This window comes from Flavobacterium sp. MK4S-17 (assembly GCF_009848495.1).
In the GTDB taxonomy this organism is placed as follows: Bacteria; Bacteroidota; Bacteroidia; order Flavobacteriales; family Flavobacteriaceae; genus Flavobacterium.
Window position 1 is genome coordinate 19,339 of the sequence record NZ_WWEP01000002.1, and the last position, 15,660, is coordinate 34,998.

Consider the following 15,660-nt stretch of genomic DNA (forward strand, 5'->3'; position numbering starts at 1 on the left):
TTATGGAAAAAAATAAGCTTAATATAGCATTTTTTGGTTCCAGTATAATTTCGGCCTACTGGAATGGTGCAGCCACTTATTACAGGGGCATTGTTAAGGCACTAAACGCACTGGGGCATAGCGTTACTTTTTATGAACCTGATATTTATGAGCGACAGAAACACCGGGACATTGAAGATCCTGATTATTGCCGGGTTGTGGTTTATGACAGCAATGAGGAAGAAATACTAAAATTAATTAATGAAGCATCTGGTGCAGATGTAATTATTAAAGCTAGTGGTGTAGGTGCTTTTGATGAATTGCTGGAAAGGGAAGTGGCGCGCTTGAAACAGGAAAATAACCTCATTATTTTTTGGGATGTAGATGCTCCCGCCACCTTGGACAGGATTGAAAACAATAAGGACGATGCATTTAAAGGGCTAATCCCGTTGTATGACTATATACTTACTTATGGCGGGGGACACCCTGTTGTTAATGCTTATGAAAGCAAAGGCGCAAAGAAGTGTATTCCTATTTATAATGCGCTTGATACAGGTACCCACTATCCTGTTGAACCGGATGAAGGCTTTAAAGCCGACCTTGCTTTTTTAGGAAACCGCCTGCCAGACAGGGAAGCTCGTGTAGAGGAGTTTTTCCTTAATGCTGCAGCCATGCTTCCAGAAAAAAAGTTCTTATTGGGCGGCAGTGGCTGGCAGGATAAAAAAATGCCTGAAAATGTTAATTACACTGGGCACGTTTATACAAAAAGCCATAATGCTTTTAATTGTACACCTATGGCAGTGCTTAACATAAGCAGGGACAGTATGGCAAAATATGGGTTTTCACCTGCTACACGGGTTTTTGAAGCTGCAGGTGCTGCGGCTTGTATAATTACTGATTATTGGGAAGGGATTGATATGTTTTTTGAACCGGGGAAAGAAATACTGGTAGCAAAAAACGGGCAGGAGGTGGCCGATATTTTAAAAAGCCTTACCAAGGAAGAAGCCAGGCAGATAGGTATTGCAGCTTATAAAAGGGTTATGGAAAACCATACTTACAGCCACAGGGCTAAATTATTACAGGGAATATTTAATAAATCACTGGCAGCGCAGCAGGTGCAGCCTTAAAAAAAAATTGAGTTATGAAATTTGTTGTTATAGGATTATCTGTTACTTCTTCCTGGGGTAATGGACATGCCACTACCTACAGGGCTTTGTTAAAGGAACTGGCAAATGCCGGCCATGAAATTTTATTCCTTGAAAAAGATGTACCCTATTATGCCTCTAACCGTGATTTACCCAACCCCGGCTTTTGCAGGTTGGGTTTATACAACTCTAATGAAGAACTTTTTTGCAACTATGAAAAAGAGGTGGCAGATGCTGATGTGGTTATTGTAGGCTCTTATGTACAGGAGGGGGTAGAAGTAGGCAAATGGGTAATCAATACCGCACAGGGCATAAAAGCCTTTTATGATATAGATACCCCGGTTACTTTAGCCAAACTGGAACGCGAAGATTATGAATATATAACGCCTTACCTTATTAAAAAATATGACCTGTACCTTTCCTTTTCAGGCGGGCCGATACTCGACCATATTGAGCGCTATTATGGTTCGCCGGCAGCAAGGGCATTATATTGTTCTGTAGATACAGAGCAGTATTACCCTGAAGAATGTGATAAAAACTGGGAACTGGGCTATTTGGGAACCTTTAGTACAGACAGGCAGCCTACTGTAGAGATGCTGCTGTGCAATACTGCAAAGCAATATCCTAATGGTAAATTCGTGGTGGCGGGCCCTCAATATCCAACACATATCTGCTGGCCTGAGAATGTGCAGCGTATTGAACATTTACCTCCGGCACAGCACAGGGAATTTTATAACAGCCAGAAGTTTACACTTAATGTTACACGAGCAGATATGATAAGGGCTGGTTATTCGCCAAGCGTAAGGCTGTTTGAGGCTGCTGCCTGTGGCGTGCCTATAATTTCTGATTACTGGGAGGGGCTAACCAGCCTTTTTAACGACGATGAAATAATAATTGCCAGGACAACAGATGACGTGCTTTCAGCAATAGCATCATTTACAGAGGAACAGCGCAGGCTGATGGGCAGTAAAGCCAGAGAGAAAGTATTACAGCACCACACGGCAAAAGCACGCGCCAAAGAGCTTTTAAACTATGTGGCAGAAGCACAAGAGGCTTTGAGTACAGTGGGGCAGGAAGTTACAAACGGGCAGATATGACAATAAAAGAAGAAATAAAGTTGCTTGAGCCCTGGTTTCATAATATTCATTTGCCTGATGGAAATGAAACTGCACCCAATCATTTTTTAGGCGATTTCCCATTCTTTAAATGGGAGAAAATAAAAAAGTCAGTACCGGAAGATCTTTCAGGATGGCGGGTGCTGGATATAGGTTGCAATGCAGGTTTTTATTCTATTGAGCTGGCCAAACGCGGGGCACAAGTTACAGCTATAGACATGGACAGGCATTATTTAAAGCAGGCGCAGTGGGTTGCAGGTAAGTTTGGCTTAAGCCACAAAATAACATTTCGCTATATGCAGGTTTATGATTTGGCCCATATTGATGAAGAATTTGACCTTGTTTGGTTTATGGGTGTGTTTTATCATCTTCGTTACCCGTTACTTGCGCTTGATATTGTTGCCCAAAAGGTAAGGAAGATGATGATATTCCAAACGCTTTCCATACCGGGTATGGAGGAAATGGAGGTACCCGCAGATATTGGCTTTCATGACAGGAAAATACTGAAAAGCAAGGCTTTTCCATATATGGCTTTTATAGAAAACCGTATGGCCGGCGACCCTACCAACTGGTGGGTACCCAGCCATCAGTGTATCCTTTCTTTATTAAGCAGTTGCGGCATGACAGTAACTAATATGCCGGAAGATGAAACCTATATAGCAGTTAAGGATGAAAACAGGGCAGCAGACTATATTACCTGGAATTATTCAGAATATCTTTCAGCCACAGGAAAGGATTGGCAAAATGAGGTAGAAAAGAAAACAGGAAAGGTACCTGAATAAGTATTTACTTTTGTTAAATATATAACAACTGTTTTAGGAATTTTACTCATTATTTTAATTAGTAGGATAATGCTTATTACTTTAGTTAAACACGTGTTAATATTTTAACATTTTTAGTTATTAAAATCCCAATTTGTGTTTTGTTAAGAATATTGTAAAGTAATGCAGGCTAACTTAGGCAGATAACTATTAAATCTAACAGCCATGAATGTGTTTTTAAAGTATAATTTTGATGTTACCTGCAAAACAATTTTAAAGGATCAGTTGGATAAATTAAATATCAGCTACAAGATTAACGGTATGGGAAACATTTATTTTCCTGAACGCATCCATACTGAGCAATACGAACTGCTTGCACTTGCACTTCAGCATTATGGTATTGATATAATAGATAACAAAAAAAACATACTGGCACAGCAGGTTAAAGAGGCTATTATTGCCATGCTGCATATTGATAACAATCTTCCTCTTATTAAAGTATCTTCCTACCTTTCGGAAAAACTTGATGCTAATTACCGCACTATTTCGCAGGCATTTACTGATGTTTGCCATATTTCAATAGAAAACTTTATAATACTTAAGCGGATAGAGCTGGCTAAGCAGCTTTTAGCCAGCGAAAAATTTACGCTGACTGAAATTTCATATAAGCTAAATTACAGCAGTGTTGCCCATTTATCGCACCAGTTTAAAAAGCTTACCGGGTTAACACCTACTACATTCCAAAAGATTATTAAAAACAAGCGCGCCATACTCAACTAGTTTCATCAGGCTTTTAAATATAAGCTATCAGTAAAATGATATAACCCATGTGGTAATAATAATCCTGAACTTTATACTTATTAATTTATAAAGCTATAGAATATGAAAATGTGTAAACCAATACTGTTTAAAATAATATTGTCAATATTGTTCCTTGTTAGCATATCCTGCGGTGGCAACGGAACCAACAGCCGTGGCAATGAAGATGGGCAGGAAGCCCAGGGGACAATAGATGGCACTGACAGGCCGGCAGCCAATGAAGATTCAGGAATGGCATCGGGCGAAGGTACCGGGGCAGGCATGGCATCAGATACCGTAAATGGGGACAGGAATTAATATAAGCCTAACTGATATACTATGAAAAAAGTACTGATAACCGGGGCGGCAGGTTTTTTAGGCTCACACCTTTGCGACCGCTTTATTAAAGACGGCTATTATGTTATAGCCATGGACAACCTTATTACCGGGAGCCTTAAAAATATAGAGCACCTGTTTCCCCACAAAAATTTTGAATTTTACCATCATGATGTTACCAAGTTTGTAAATATACCCGGCCATCTTGATTATATACTTCATTTTGCATCACCCGCCAGCCCTATAGATTATTTAAAGATACCTATACAAACTCTTAAGGTAGGCTCGTTGGGCACACATAATCTTTTAGGGCTTGCAAGGGTTAAAAAGGCGAGGATTCTTATTGCCTCTACATCTGAAGTATATGGCGACCCCCTTGTGCATCCGCAAACAGAAGATTATTATGGCAATGTAAACACCATAGGGCCAAGGGGAGTTTATGACGAGGCGAAGCGGTTTCAGGAGTCATTAACAATGGCTTATCATACTTTTCATGGAGTAGAAACCCGTATTGTCAGGATATTTAATACCTACGGGCCCCGTATGCGCCTTAACGATGGCAGGGTTATACCTGCTTTTATAGGGCAGGCACTGCGCGGGGAAGATCTTACTGTTTTTGGCGACGGCAGCCAAACAAGGTCTTTTTGCTATGTGGATGACCAGGTGGAAGGTATTTGCAGGTTGTTACATTCTGACTATACTTCGCCGGTAAATATTGGCAATCCTGATGAAATTACAATAAAGGACTTTGCCGATGAGATAATAAAACTGACAGGCACCAGCCAAAAGGTTGTTTATAAGCCACTTCCTGTAAACGACCCGCTACAGCGCCGGCCGGATATAAACAAAGCAAAAGCTTTGCTTGACTGGGAGCCGAAAGTAAGCAGGGCAAAAGGGATGGAACTTACTTTTAACTACTTTAAGTCTTTAAATGCCGAGGAACTGCTTAAAGAGGAGCATAAAGATTTTGCAGAGTTTATTCATTAATAACTTGTGTTTTAGTTTAAGTCCCTGCTGCAAGGCGGGGGCTTATTTATATAATTAAATTTAAATATGGCATCTGATAAAATAAAGGAATGCAGCAAAATTATTGCTGAGAAAAAATTTACCATAGCTTTTGCCGAAAGTGCTACCGCAGGCTGGCTGGCATCTGAGTTTGCCCTTGTGCCACAGTCGGGTGATATTTTTTTAGGAGGCATAGTATGCTATGACAGGGACACCAAAGAAGAACTTTTTGATATACCTAAGGAAACCATAGAAAAATATACAGCAGAATCTGCCGAAGTTACACAGCTTCTGGCTGAAGGCCTTTATAAATATTTTAAAAGCGATATAAGGGTTGGCGTTACCGGCCTCATATCGCCAGGTGGCAGTGAAACACCCGAAAAACCTGTAGGTACTATGTTTGTACACATCATAGCTCCGGGAGGTTCGCATGCGCACAGGGAGGTTTTTAATGGTGAGCCTGAAGAAATAATATCAAAAACTATAGATAGGGCGGCCGATTTAATATCCAACCTGATTAGTTAAAAAAAGCGCAGTTTTAAAACTGCGCTTTTTTTAACTAAGGAAATCTTTTTCCGGTTCTACATAGTTGCTTATAGGGTGGTCTTCTTTATCATGCCCTTCAACCTTTACAATTTTATTGTAAATACCTAAAAGCAGAAACGGCGCGGCCCATTGCCCTACAAATAATGCAGCACTGTTTTTGCCAAAACACTTTAGTGTTGCTGATACTGCCATTGCGCCTACTGAGGCCCATAGAAAAGTATCTGAAGGCAGTTTTGCAGTCTGCTCTTCAATTTTTTCGGCTACCTTGCCTTCTGTCTGATCTTTTTTCATAGTCATAACGGTTTAAATTTTAATTGAACTTTTTATTAAAATTAATCCTGTTACTATGGATACCCTTACATCATTTACAGGTTTTGTTACATAATGCCGGTTAAAGCGAAAGCTGCACTTTTTTACCGCCGGCTTTGGCCGATTCATATATGGCCATTAATATTTTCATATCCCTAAGTCCCATTTCTCCAGAAACAACAGATTTCTCATTTTTTTTAAAGCTTGCAGCCTGCGCGTCCATTTGTGCAACCTGCTCATATATATTGGGGAGCTTCATTTTACCATCGCTTGTTTCACCTTTTTTCCCTTCATAGGCATAAGCAGGGCTAAGTTTCCACCAGCCTTTTTCAGCTGTGGCAGAAAGTTCATTCTTATTTTCGGCATAACTGCTTTCACATTCGGCAATAGTACCATTATCAAAAAACATTTTCCAGCTGATGGATTGTTCAACATCATGAAATACCAAAGGCTTGGTTACCGGCCCAAATTGTGCAGAAACGGCAACAGGTGGCCTGCCTAAAGTGTAAATAGCACCCTGCACACAGTATATGCCTAAATCTATTAACGGGCCGCCTCCGGCAAGCTCACGGTCAAGCCTCCATTTATCAACACTGCCATTGGTGGAATCACTACTGTCATAAGCCTTTATGGTTTTTACTTTTCCATATATTTCCTGTTGCCCAAGTTCCATCACCCTTTTGTTAAAAGGTTCAAAATGCAGCCTGTAGCCTATGGCAAGCTGTACTCCATTTTCACGGCACGCATCAAGCATATTTTGTGCGTCCTGCACTGTTGTGGCCATTGGCTTTTCGCATATTACATGCTTTTTGGCTTTTGCAGCCCTTATTACATATTCTGCATGCATACTGTTGGGCAATACCACATATACTATATCAATATCTTTATTATTAATTATATCATCAAAATTTTCATAATTATAAATATTGCTTTGTGGTATGCTGTACCTTTTTTTCCAGGCCTCTGCCTTTGAGGGTGTTCCTGTAACTATGCCTGCCAGGTAAACATTGTTGGTTTCCTGAAGGGCGGGGGCAAGCTGGTGTGTGCTGTATTGCCCCAAGCCCACTAATGCAAGCCCCATTTTTCCCTGCTTATTTACAGGGGGCAGGGGCAGGCTTTCGTCTTCCTGTCTTATTATTTTTCCGGTAGTTGTAATGCTGTTAAATGCCGGGAGCGTTATGGCAGAGGCACCAACGGTAAGCGTTATATTTTTTAAAAAATTCCGTCGGCTGTTAAAAGGTTTCATTTTCATGGGTGGTTGTATAAAGTTTAGCATTGTAAGTATAAAATGTATAATTGCTAAAACCATTACATGATTTTACATATTTATTATGTATTGCAGTATGTTGATAATTAGCTGCTTATTATCATAAAACGGGGTTAAAAGTGTATGTATTTACTGGTAAAATAAAAACTTACTGCTAACTTGAAACAAATAAAATTATAGTTATGGATAAGTTATTTTTTGATACCTGGGAAAGCCTGCTCCGCACGTTTATAATAACCGTATTATCATACCTTGCGCTTATAGCCATGTTAAGGATTTCAGGTAAAAGGACACTCAGCCAGATGAATGCTTTTGATTTTATAGTAACCATTGCATTAGGTTCGGCTTTTGCCACAGTAACGCTTAATAAAGATGTTGTGCTGGCCGATGGTGTGCTGGTGCTGGGCTTGCTTATATTTTTGCAATACATTATTACATGGCTTTCTGTAAGGGTTAAAAGTATTAACCGGCTTATAACAAGCAAGCCTTCCCTTTTAGCCTATAATGGAGAACTTTATAATGATATTATGAAAAATGAAAGGATAACCAATGATGAGGTTGAGGAGGCTTTAAGAAAAAGTGGCTTAACAGATATTAAGCAGGCTAAAGCTGTTATTTTGGAAACCGCAGGGGATATTACTGTAATTAAAGCAATATAGTTTCCCCTATTAACACAAGTTTGGGCTATAGTTAATATATTCTTTTAGTTATACAGATTAACTTTGAGTGTAAGTTTAATTAAAAAAATATACTTATGGCAAATTCAGATTCAAAAACTACAGTTAAGCATAATGAAATAAAACAATGGGCAGAAGCACGTGACGGGAAGCCTGCCGTGGTAGAAGGCACAGATAAAAATGGCGGCGGTTTATTACGGATTAATTTTCCCGGCTATGCAGAAGATAACCTTAAGGAGGTTTCATGGGATGAATTCTTTAAAATATTTGATGAAAATAACCTTGAATTTTTATACCAGGAACAAACGAAAGACGGGGGAGAAAGCCGCTTTTTTAAATTTGTGAATAAGCAATAAAAAAAACGGCTGTTTGCTGTTGTAATTAAACCGGGTCCTGTTTTTTGAATTACTACTGCAAAGAACGTTCAAACAGCCGTTATGTGTTCTTCAAAATTCTGAATTTTAAGACTGTTATCCTTACATTTTTTTTCTGATTGTTTATATCATTCCGTATAAACCATTTTCTTTTATAAGTTCCATAACAATAAAAAATTATCCTGTCCCCTTATAGTAGTTCTGTTTAAACAACTGAATATCAGTTGTTATATCTCGTAAAAATCTAAAATTCAGTTAAAAATCTTTTTAGCTATATTTTGTTTACTAACTTAGTAACTCAAACCCTCGGTCCTGAGGTGCTAATACATCTCGTTAACCTTTACAGGATACTTCTATTGCAAGTAATTCCGCTAAGTCGGTTACGGGCCTGTGTATTATATTTTACTAGTGCATTTTCCCCCCGCATAAACCAACCTAACAACTTAGCTATGGAACATAATATTTTATTAATTGACGATGATGTTGATGAGTTTATTTTTATAACCTCAGTCAAAGAGCATTTTCCTTCTGTGTCTTTTCACTATGCAAAGTGTGCTACAAATGCATTGAAGATGATGCAGGCTAAACTTCCGGATATTGTAATGCTGGATATTAATATGCCGGCCGTTAACGGCTTGCAATGCCTGGAAAATATTAAAAAAGACCCGCTGCTTGCAAATGCCACAGTAGTAATTTATTCTACATCTGTTTCTCCAGATGTAAGGGAATATGCATTAAAAAAAGGAGCCGCGTACTGTATAGAAAAGCCGGCTTCTATTGATGATATAAAAAACACAATTGAAAAAATATTAAAAGTTACAGGTATATACAACAAGCTATGATAACAGGTAAATTAAATATTTTATTGATTGACGGCAATTTAAACAAGGCTGTATTTAATTCTGCTTTTGAGGGGTTAACCATAGCGCATGAAGTAACCACTGTTGCCAATATAGATGCGGTAGATAATTTACTGGCAGCCGGGGCAGTAGTGCCTGACGTTATTATTTTAGTAACCGAAAATGACAGGAATGGCCTTAAAATGCTTAAGGAATTAAAGAAAAGGGAAGTTTTACAAAAAACTATTTTTACGATTCTTGCCGATTGTGAAAAACCGGAGTTTACAGAACAGGTTTTTATGGCCGGTGCTAATATATGCTTAAAAAAGAACGTAAATAAAAGCAAGCTTATAAAATCTATAAGTGTTATTGCCAGCCTGTGCTGGCAGTATATAACAGACGGGCTTGATACAGAGGTTTTTCTGTTAAACTTAAACGATTAAAAACCTGCCAAAGGCAAGTTTTTTTATTTATCTACCGGGAAATAACAGCAAAATACCGCCCCATTGCCCTCTGTGCCGCCTGCAGTGATATAGCCTTCGTGCAGTTCCATTATTTTTTTACAAATGGCCAGCCCAATGCCCGAACCTTTGTACTGCTTTTCATTAACCTGGTAAAATATTTCAAAGAGTTTCAACCGGTGTTTTGAGCCGAAACCTATACCGTTATCGGTAAATGAAATTTTATAAAAATCCTGTTTAGGAAAATGTATCTCGGTACCTGCAACAGTATCAAAATCAATTACAATTTGCGGTTTTTTGCCTTCTTCATTAAATTTCAGGGCGTTGTCCAGCAAATGGTAAAACAATAATGCCAGCAGGAGCGGGAAACCCTGAATAACCGGCAACTTGGCAGTTATTGCTATTTCCGCTCCCTTTTCCTGTATTTTAGCGGCAAGGTCGTTTAACGTTGTGGCAAAAACCTCATTAAGGTTCACTTCTGTAAGTTCCTTATCCAGTTCCGGTATTCTGGAATAAGAAACAATATCCTCGGTAAGTAGTTTTAATTTTTGCAGCGCCGACTGGGTTTTCCTTATGTTGCCGCGCCCCGCATTACTTAGCTTGGCGGCGTCGGTTTTAATTATATGTTCCAGGTTGGTGTACAATATTTTAAAGGCATCCCGGTAATCTTTAGCCGCAATAGTATTAAATGTAGTAAGTTCTGAATTTAAAGATTCCAGCATCCTGTTTTTAGAAAGCAGCAGTTTGTTAAGCTCTATCACTTCCTTTTCTGCCATCTTCCGTTCGGTAATATCAGTAGTGGCAGTTGCCACACCATCATCCAGTTTCACCACCGATTGGTAGAACCAGCCGTTAAACTGCTCATGTACATAGTGCTTTTCATACTGTTGCGGTACACCGGTTTCGGTTACTTCAACAAAATGGCTAAAAATACCGGTTTTCAATACCCCGGGATTATTTTCAATCAGGCTTTTGCCAATCACATCGCCATATAATTGTTCAGAAGCATGGTTGTTAAGTATCCAGATAAAGTCTGTAATTTTACCATTTTCATCCCTCACAGCCTTAAAAACCTGTATCATATCCAAAGAACTGTCCAGTGTGGCCTGAAGTAATTCTTTGCTTAATTTTAATTCTTCAGTACGTTCGCTCACTTCCCGTTCCAGTTGTACCAAATATTTTTGTTCCGAATTTCTCAGTGCTTCCTCAGCCATGCGCTTATCAATAATATCGGCTGCCTGACGTGCCAGCAGGTCCAGCAGGCTAAACTCCCTTTCGGTTGGGGAATGTTCTTTTTTCCAGTGCGTTGAAAGCATACCCAATAAACGCCCTTCACGGGAGAGCAGGGGAGTAGATTGCACTGTAGTAATGCCGGATAGCCTGTAATAGTGATAGTCGGAAGTATTGTCTTCAAATTCAAACTGGTATACATTTTTTATAACTATGCGTTCACCCATTTTAAGGGCTTTGCCACAGGTGCTTTGGGAATCTGTATCCACTTTGCTCCAGTACTCTGCCGATTCCGGGTGAAAGCCTTTCCATGTTAATAGCTCTAATACTTCCTTTTCAGATACATATAGCTGCAGGCTTCCCATATCAGACTTCATTATGGCTATGGCGGCGTCAAGTATATCGCTGAATATGGTATTAATATTACTGGTATTAATCAACCTGTCCTGTAAATATTTGGTGTCTTTTAATTCCTGTAACAATTTTTGCTGTGTTTGTTGTAGTTTGATTTCTGTTCTTTTTCGGTCGGTTAAATCAGCTGTAACCACAATCATGCATTTTTCGTTTAGCATGGAAAGGGTACTGTTAGCCCATACCCTTGTGCCATCAGGGCGTATGTACTGCTTATCGAGCGAAACCGGAATCCCGGTTTCAAAAAGCCGGCTTACGGCTTCAAAGCTGGGGTTTATATATTCCGGTGCGGTAACCTGAGTAATATAAGAGTTTAGCAACTCCTCACGGCTCCTGCCTAAAATAGTGCACAGGGTTTCATTAACCCTTATAAATTTTCCTTCTTTAGAAATTTCAGATAAACCCACGGCGGCACTTGCAAATATGGAAGTAAGCCTCTTTTCATTTTCTTTTAATGCTGCCTGTGCGTAGGTACGCTCTGCCAGCTCTGTATCCCTTGATATTATAATAGCAGCCGCGTGTGCCAGTATTCCTGCCATTTCAAGATGCATACTTTCCGGATAGCGAGGCTCTGCCCAATACATTGCCAATGTGCCCAGCACAGGGCCGCCATCTGCACGTACCGGGAATGCCCAGCACGCCCTGTAACCGTGTTTTTGTGCCAGTTTCCTGTAAGGCTCCCAGCCCGGTTCCAGTTCCACATCATAAGTAATAACAGGTTCCCCCGTGTGCATGGCCAGGCCACAGGCTACAGATTCCGGCCCTACCTTAAAGCCGTTTACATCATGGGCATATTCTTCAGGCATGCCTATAACATGGTAAAGATCTTTAGCTTGCGGCGGAATTATATAAAAGCCGGCCTTTGCCTCACCACCTGTTTGTTTTACAATAGTATCTACAAGCGGCTTAAGTGAAGCAGGAAGCGATTTGCCGCTAAGGGCTTTTTGAAAAGCCAGTTGCTGGCCCTTAAGCCAGCTTTCGCGTTCACGCAATTCCTCTTCAGCTGTTTTAGGAATTTCCTGCTGCTGAAAATGCGGTTTATTTAATTTCTTATCTTGCTCTTTCAATAGTAATATTTAGTTTTTCTTATTCATAGCTACTCCCGCACCTGCAATAAATACATATACAGCCTAACAGCCTATAAGGAAGGCTGTGTTGCTAACATAGTAAGGAAGTTCTATTGGTTAAGGCAATTAAAACAACAGAGTAGTATTTACCCTGTATAAAATATAGTGTTTATGTTGCCTCACATATACACTATCAGAAGTATGTATTTTCCGCTAACCGGTTTTACAAAAGTATTAATTCTTTACACTTGTTGTTTAAATTTTTTCACAATTGTTTAAGCAATACCTTTAATAATGATGCATTTTGGGTGCTTTCAGGGGTTTTTACTGTTGTTAATGCATATTGGTTTAGCAGATGTTATGGTAATGTATCACCATTTTATAGTTGAGGTGCAGTTTCCTTTTAAGGTATATTCTGCAATTATTTTAGTGCTTTTGTCAGGTTTTAGCTGCATGTTATCCATGTTTACGTTAATACTTGGCAGCTTATTTTCCTTAAGTGGTAGTATTACCATCCTGAAGGAAAAGCGGTTATCTCCCCCTGCTGAAAAAATTACGGTTTTATTCTGTAGCTTAAAATTAACTAATGGATATTCTGTAAATATCATAAATCCGCCTTTTTCTACCTTGCAGTATTGCCTTGGTACAATGCCAAAAGCTATACCTGCACCATATACTTCCTGGCCCACCTGCCCGCTGCGCTCCCAGCCATCCCGCAGGTCTTCCAGGGCAATCCATAACGAGGCGTCAATTTCACCGCTTTTTACCTCTTCCTTTTTTGCCAAAACTTCTAAAGGAAGCCTTGGCGGATAATAATACGAAACCCTGTTTATGGTATATTTTATAAATTCTGCCAGCAGTAGTTTTACAGAGGGCAATATTTCAATACCATTCACTTCCTTTAAAAAAGAGTGTACGGCAGCATATACTTCCTGGTCTTCATAAGCTGCGGTATATGGGGCTTCCTTAAGCGGATAAATGCTGAAAAATTTAGGGTAATGTTTTGCGTTGCCATAGTTACACTCCCATAACTGTACATTTCTCAACATTGCAGCAATACACAGGTAGCTTATGTTAAGGTAAAGCTCATCTTTGGTTATTTTATAAAGCTGAACCATAGCACCGGCAGTGAAAGCCGTATTGTTTGCCTGGTAAAAAACATCCATGCCATATTGCGAAAGTTTTTTTGCAGCCCTAGCCGCTTCGTTAAGGTAACGCTTTTCCTTTGTAAGCTGCCATAGCTGCAACATAAGATGGGCATACGTGCCCGGTACATCTTTTTCACCACCGTGTCCGGGCTCTGTTTCCGCTTTTATCACTTCAAGTGTTGCCATTTTATAAAATACAGGCCATTCATAATTAAAATGATGCGCCACTTTTATGGCATACTCCGCAGAATCCATTAAAAGTTTTTTTGCTTTTTCATCGCCATCCAGCGCAAGCCGTGATAAATTAAGCAAAGGGTGGTGCAGGTACCACGAGTCCATAACGCCCGGTTTTTTTTGTTCCTCCTCCCAGTCAAGGTTTTGCTCTTTGGCAGGTAGCCAGCGCACTATGGTTTTAAGATGCTCATCATAAAATGTTTCCAGCCCGTCATGCAGTGTGTTAATAACAGGGGAGTGGTTTTCCCCGCTCCATTTGTCATAATCCTTTAACGGTAATAGTACGGCAAGCTGTACCATACTTTCTGGCGGGGTTTTATAATCGCTTACATAGGCATTTAAATAGGTATGCCCGTTGGCATACTGCCAGCAGCCTTTATGGAATTCTAAATCAGTAAGGCTTTTACCAAGGGCTTCATGCCAGTTAAAATATTCTGTTTCCGGTTTGGGCAGTATAAGGTATATTTGTGCCAGGTAGTTTAGGAACATCTTGGAAATCTGAAAATTATCTTCAGGGATTTCATCACTTAGCAATACATAAGCATCAGAAATAATATATTCTTCATTGGCATTAAGTGGATGGCCCGGTTGTGTAGCTGGCAAGGACATGCCTATTTCGGGCCATGCACCCCCAACAACGCCTCCTGCCGATGTTTGGGTGGTTTCGCAATAGTTGTTTAACGAAGTTAAATCCTGAAAATAAAATACCGACCCTGTATTAGGCTGTTCCATACTAAAAAACAGCACACCCGACCTTGTGCCTGCCTGTGCTGCATGAACAGTGCCCGATGTATTTTGTGTATAACCCTGTTTATACAAAGGCATTATATCTTTAGGCCAGTAGGGGATGAGCAAGTCGGTTTTAGGCTTTAAGGTAGTGCGGTATGTAAAAACAGGGTTTTCAGTATCAGGGGTGCAAAAACTGACTTTTATGCTGACTGTTTCCCCTTCCAGTTCAACAATAAAAGGATTTTCATTTTTAATATTGTTTATTTTAAGCTTATCATTTACCGAAAATGCAGCCATAAAAGCTATTATACCCCCGGAGGGCCATTCTGCCGTTATCCAGAGGCTGTTATCTGCAACACTTATTTTTAGTTTGTACTGCTGCAAGGTAAATTCAGCCAATAACTCAGCAGACCTGAATTGCAGCTGCAAGCCAGCTGCCCATGCAGATATGGGTTTCATTATACTATCAATTAAATCAGTTGAAGGTGCGGCCTTATTTTCAGTTCAACTATATCACAACGTTCCGGTTGTATAAGGCTATACAATACAGAGGCGGCAATATCATCTGCTTTAAGCATGGTTCCTTCCTTTACATTTTGCTTTTTCTTCCCTGTACTTTCAGCCTGCATGTCAGTATCAACAGCGCCGGGTTCAATAAGGGTAATTTTTATTCCCATTGGGTTAACCTGTTTGCGTAAAGAGGCACTAAAACCCCTTATTCCTGATTTTGTAGCAACATATACTGAACTTGACTCCTCCTGTACATCGGCACTCATTGAACCTATATTAACTATATGGCCATATTTTTGTTCTTTCATTTGTTTAATAGCTTCGCCGGCACAGCCCAAATAACCTACAAGGTTAGTATCTACTATCTGCTTCCATTCTTCAAACTCCCCTTCTGTAACGCTGCCATAGGGGAGCGCCGCATTATTAATCAGGATGTCAAGAGATTTAAAATTGCCTTTAATTTCATTAAAGATCCGGTTTACACCTTCTTTAGTGGCAACATCTGCAAGGATGCCGTGAACAGTACCTTTGGCATTAGCTGTAATATCGTCCAGCGCATCTTCCAGATGCTGCTGTGTTTGGCCAACTATAATTATGTTGGCTCCCAAACCTGATAATAAAATTGCCGTAGCCCTGCCAATGCCGGTAGTGCCTCCCGTTATTGCTATATTTTTACCGGAAATCCTGTTTTTAAATATATCTTCAATTGTTGTCATAGC

General features: G+C 39.8%; 16 protein-coding genes. 11 read left to right on the forward strand and 5 right to left on the reverse strand.

Annotated elements, in window-relative coordinates:
* Positions 1-2: 2 nt before the first annotated feature.
* The 7 genes from GSF09_RS01480 to GSF09_RS01510 all read left to right on the forward strand — a co-directional run bounded on the left by GSF09_RS01480 (position 3) and on the right by GSF09_RS01510 (position 5,664).
* Complete coding sequence (locus tag GSF09_RS01480; protein ID WP_159799155.1) at positions 3-1,106, forward strand: glycosyltransferase; 1,104 nt, start codon at positions 3-5, stop codon at positions 1,104-1,106.
* Between the two features lie 14 nt (positions 1,107-1,120).
* Positions 1,121-2,221 carry a glycosyltransferase gene (locus GSF09_RS01485; RefSeq protein WP_159799156.1) on the forward strand — a complete coding sequence of 367 codons (1,101 nt, stop codon included), beginning with the start codon at positions 1,121-1,123 and terminating at the stop codon, positions 2,219-2,221.
* Entirely contained in the window at positions 2,218-3,021 is an 804-nt protein-coding gene (locus GSF09_RS01490; RefSeq protein WP_159799157.1) for a TIGR04290 family methyltransferase, read from the forward strand. The genes GSF09_RS01485 and GSF09_RS01490 overlap by 4 nt, the downstream gene beginning before the upstream one ends.
* A gap of 204 nt (positions 3,022-3,225) precedes the next feature.
* Positions 3,226-3,780, forward strand: a complete 555-nt coding sequence (locus tag GSF09_RS01495) for an AraC family transcriptional regulator (RefSeq protein ID WP_159799158.1) — start codon at positions 3,226-3,228, stop codon at positions 3,778-3,780.
* 102 nt (positions 3,781-3,882) lie between these two features.
* Positions 3,883-4,116: a hypothetical protein gene (locus GSF09_RS01500; protein WP_159799159.1), complete on the forward strand. Its 234-nt coding sequence runs from the start codon at positions 3,883-3,885 to the stop codon at positions 4,114-4,116.
* A 21-nt stretch (positions 4,117-4,137) separates the two neighbouring features.
* Positions 4,138-5,121 carry a UDP-glucuronic acid decarboxylase family protein gene (locus GSF09_RS01505; RefSeq protein ID WP_159799160.1) on the forward strand — a complete coding sequence of 328 codons (984 nt, stop codon included), beginning with the start codon at positions 4,138-4,140 and terminating at the stop codon, positions 5,119-5,121.
* A gap of 66 nt (positions 5,122-5,187) precedes the next feature.
* Positions 5,188-5,664 (forward strand): CinA family protein, encoded by a 477-nt coding sequence (locus tag GSF09_RS01510; RefSeq protein ID WP_159799161.1) that lies wholly within the window; start codon positions 5,188-5,190, stop codon positions 5,662-5,664.
* Between the two features lie 30 nt (positions 5,665-5,694).
* Here GSF09_RS01510 and GSF09_RS01515 read toward each other — a convergent pair whose 3' ends face one another.
* Together GSF09_RS01515 and GSF09_RS01520 are read right to left on the reverse strand one after the other, a co-directional pair.
* Positions 5,695-5,976: a hypothetical protein gene (locus GSF09_RS01515; protein ID WP_236564834.1), complete on the reverse strand. Its 282-nt coding sequence runs from the start codon at positions 5,974-5,976 to the stop codon at positions 5,695-5,697.
* Between the two features lie 100 nt (positions 5,977-6,076).
* Positions 6,077-7,240, reverse strand: coding sequence for a Gfo/Idh/MocA family protein (locus tag GSF09_RS01520; RefSeq protein ID WP_201309313.1), 1,164 nt, complete (start codon positions 7,238-7,240; stop codon positions 6,077-6,079).
* A 203-nt stretch (positions 7,241-7,443) separates the two neighbouring features.
* Between GSF09_RS01520 and GSF09_RS01525 the strand changes: the two genes are divergently transcribed.
* The 4 genes from GSF09_RS01525 (at position 7,444) to GSF09_RS01540 (ending at position 9,594) form a co-directional block, all read left to right on the forward strand.
* Positions 7,444-7,920 carry a DUF421 domain-containing protein gene (locus tag GSF09_RS01525; protein WP_159799164.1) on the forward strand — a complete coding sequence of 159 codons (477 nt, stop codon included), beginning with the start codon at positions 7,444-7,446 and terminating at the stop codon, positions 7,918-7,920.
* A 95-nt stretch (positions 7,921-8,015) separates the two neighbouring features.
* Positions 8,016-8,294, forward strand: a complete 279-nt coding sequence (locus GSF09_RS01530; protein ID WP_159799165.1) for a hypothetical protein — start codon at positions 8,016-8,018, stop codon at positions 8,292-8,294.
* 467 nt (positions 8,295-8,761) lie between these two features.
* A complete protein-coding gene (locus GSF09_RS01535) occupies positions 8,762-9,154 on the forward strand; it encodes a response regulator (RefSeq protein ID WP_159799166.1) in 393 nt (130 codons plus the stop codon).
* On the forward strand, positions 9,151-9,594 hold the full coding sequence (locus tag GSF09_RS01540; protein ID WP_159799167.1) for a hypothetical protein: 444 nt from the start codon (positions 9,151-9,153) through the stop codon (positions 9,592-9,594). The genes GSF09_RS01535 and GSF09_RS01540 overlap by 4 nt, the downstream gene beginning before the upstream one ends.
* Positions 9,595-9,617: 23 nt before the next feature.
* On the opposite strand, the gene GSF09_RS01545 is transcribed toward GSF09_RS01540, so the two are convergent.
* The 3 genes from GSF09_RS01545 to GSF09_RS01555 form a co-directional block, all read right to left on the reverse strand.
* Entirely contained in the window at positions 9,618-12,320 is a 2,703-nt protein-coding gene (locus GSF09_RS01545; RefSeq protein ID WP_159799168.1) for a GAF domain-containing protein, read from the reverse strand.
* 371 nt (positions 12,321-12,691) lie between these two features.
* On the reverse strand, positions 12,692-14,890 hold the full coding sequence (locus GSF09_RS01550) for a hypothetical protein (RefSeq protein ID WP_159799169.1): 2,199 nt from the start codon (positions 14,888-14,890) through the stop codon (positions 12,692-12,694).
* A gap of 11 nt (positions 14,891-14,901) precedes the next feature.
* Positions 14,902-15,657, reverse strand: a complete 756-nt coding sequence (locus GSF09_RS01555) for an SDR family oxidoreductase (protein WP_159799170.1) — start codon at positions 15,655-15,657, stop codon at positions 14,902-14,904.
* Positions 15,658-15,660 lie beyond the last annotated feature (3 nt).

What these genes read in the sequence shown, in the direction of transcription:
- GSF09_RS01480 (WP_159799155.1), top strand. Translation starts at nt 3, where the DNA reads ATGGAAAAAAATAAGCTTAATATAGCATTTTTTGGTTCCAGTATAATT.
- GSF09_RS01485 (WP_159799156.1), top strand. Translation starts at nt 1,121, where the DNA reads ATGAAATTTGTTGTTATAGGATTATCTGTTACTTCTTCCTGGGGTAAT.
- GSF09_RS01490 (WP_159799157.1), top strand. Translation starts at nt 2,218, where the DNA reads ATGACAATAAAAGAAGAAATAAAGTTGCTTGAGCCCTGGTTTCATAAT.
- GSF09_RS01495 (WP_159799158.1), top strand. Translation starts at nt 3,226, where the DNA reads ATGAATGTGTTTTTAAAGTATAATTTTGATGTTACCTGCAAAACAATT.
- GSF09_RS01500 (WP_159799159.1), top strand. Translation starts at nt 3,883, where the DNA reads ATGAAAATGTGTAAACCAATACTGTTTAAAATAATATTGTCAATATTG.
- GSF09_RS01505 (WP_159799160.1), top strand. Translation starts at nt 4,138, where the DNA reads ATGAAAAAAGTACTGATAACCGGGGCGGCAGGTTTTTTAGGCTCACAC.
- GSF09_RS01510 (WP_159799161.1), top strand. Translation starts at nt 5,188, where the DNA reads ATGGCATCTGATAAAATAAAGGAATGCAGCAAAATTATTGCTGAGAAA.
- GSF09_RS01515 (WP_236564834.1), bottom strand. Translation starts at nt 5,976, where the DNA reads ATGAAAAAAGATCAGACAGAAGGCAAGGTAGCCGAAAAAATTGAAGAG.
- GSF09_RS01520 (WP_201309313.1), bottom strand. Translation starts at nt 7,240, where the DNA reads ATGAAACCTTTTAACAGCCGACGGAATTTTTTAAAAAATATAACGCTT.
- GSF09_RS01525 (WP_159799164.1), top strand. Translation starts at nt 7,444, where the DNA reads ATGGATAAGTTATTTTTTGATACCTGGGAAAGCCTGCTCCGCACGTTT.
- GSF09_RS01530 (WP_159799165.1), top strand. Translation starts at nt 8,016, where the DNA reads ATGGCAAATTCAGATTCAAAAACTACAGTTAAGCATAATGAAATAAAA.
- GSF09_RS01535 (WP_159799166.1), top strand. Translation starts at nt 8,762, where the DNA reads ATGGAACATAATATTTTATTAATTGACGATGATGTTGATGAGTTTATT.
- GSF09_RS01540 (WP_159799167.1), top strand. Translation starts at nt 9,151, where the DNA reads ATGATAACAGGTAAATTAAATATTTTATTGATTGACGGCAATTTAAAC.
- GSF09_RS01550 (WP_159799169.1), bottom strand. Translation starts at nt 14,890, where the DNA reads ATGAAACCCATATCTGCATGGGCAGCTGGCTTGCAGCTGCAATTCAGG.
- GSF09_RS01555 (WP_159799170.1), bottom strand. Translation starts at nt 15,657, where the DNA reads ATGACAACAATTGAAGATATATTTAAAAACAGGATTTCCGGTAAAAAT.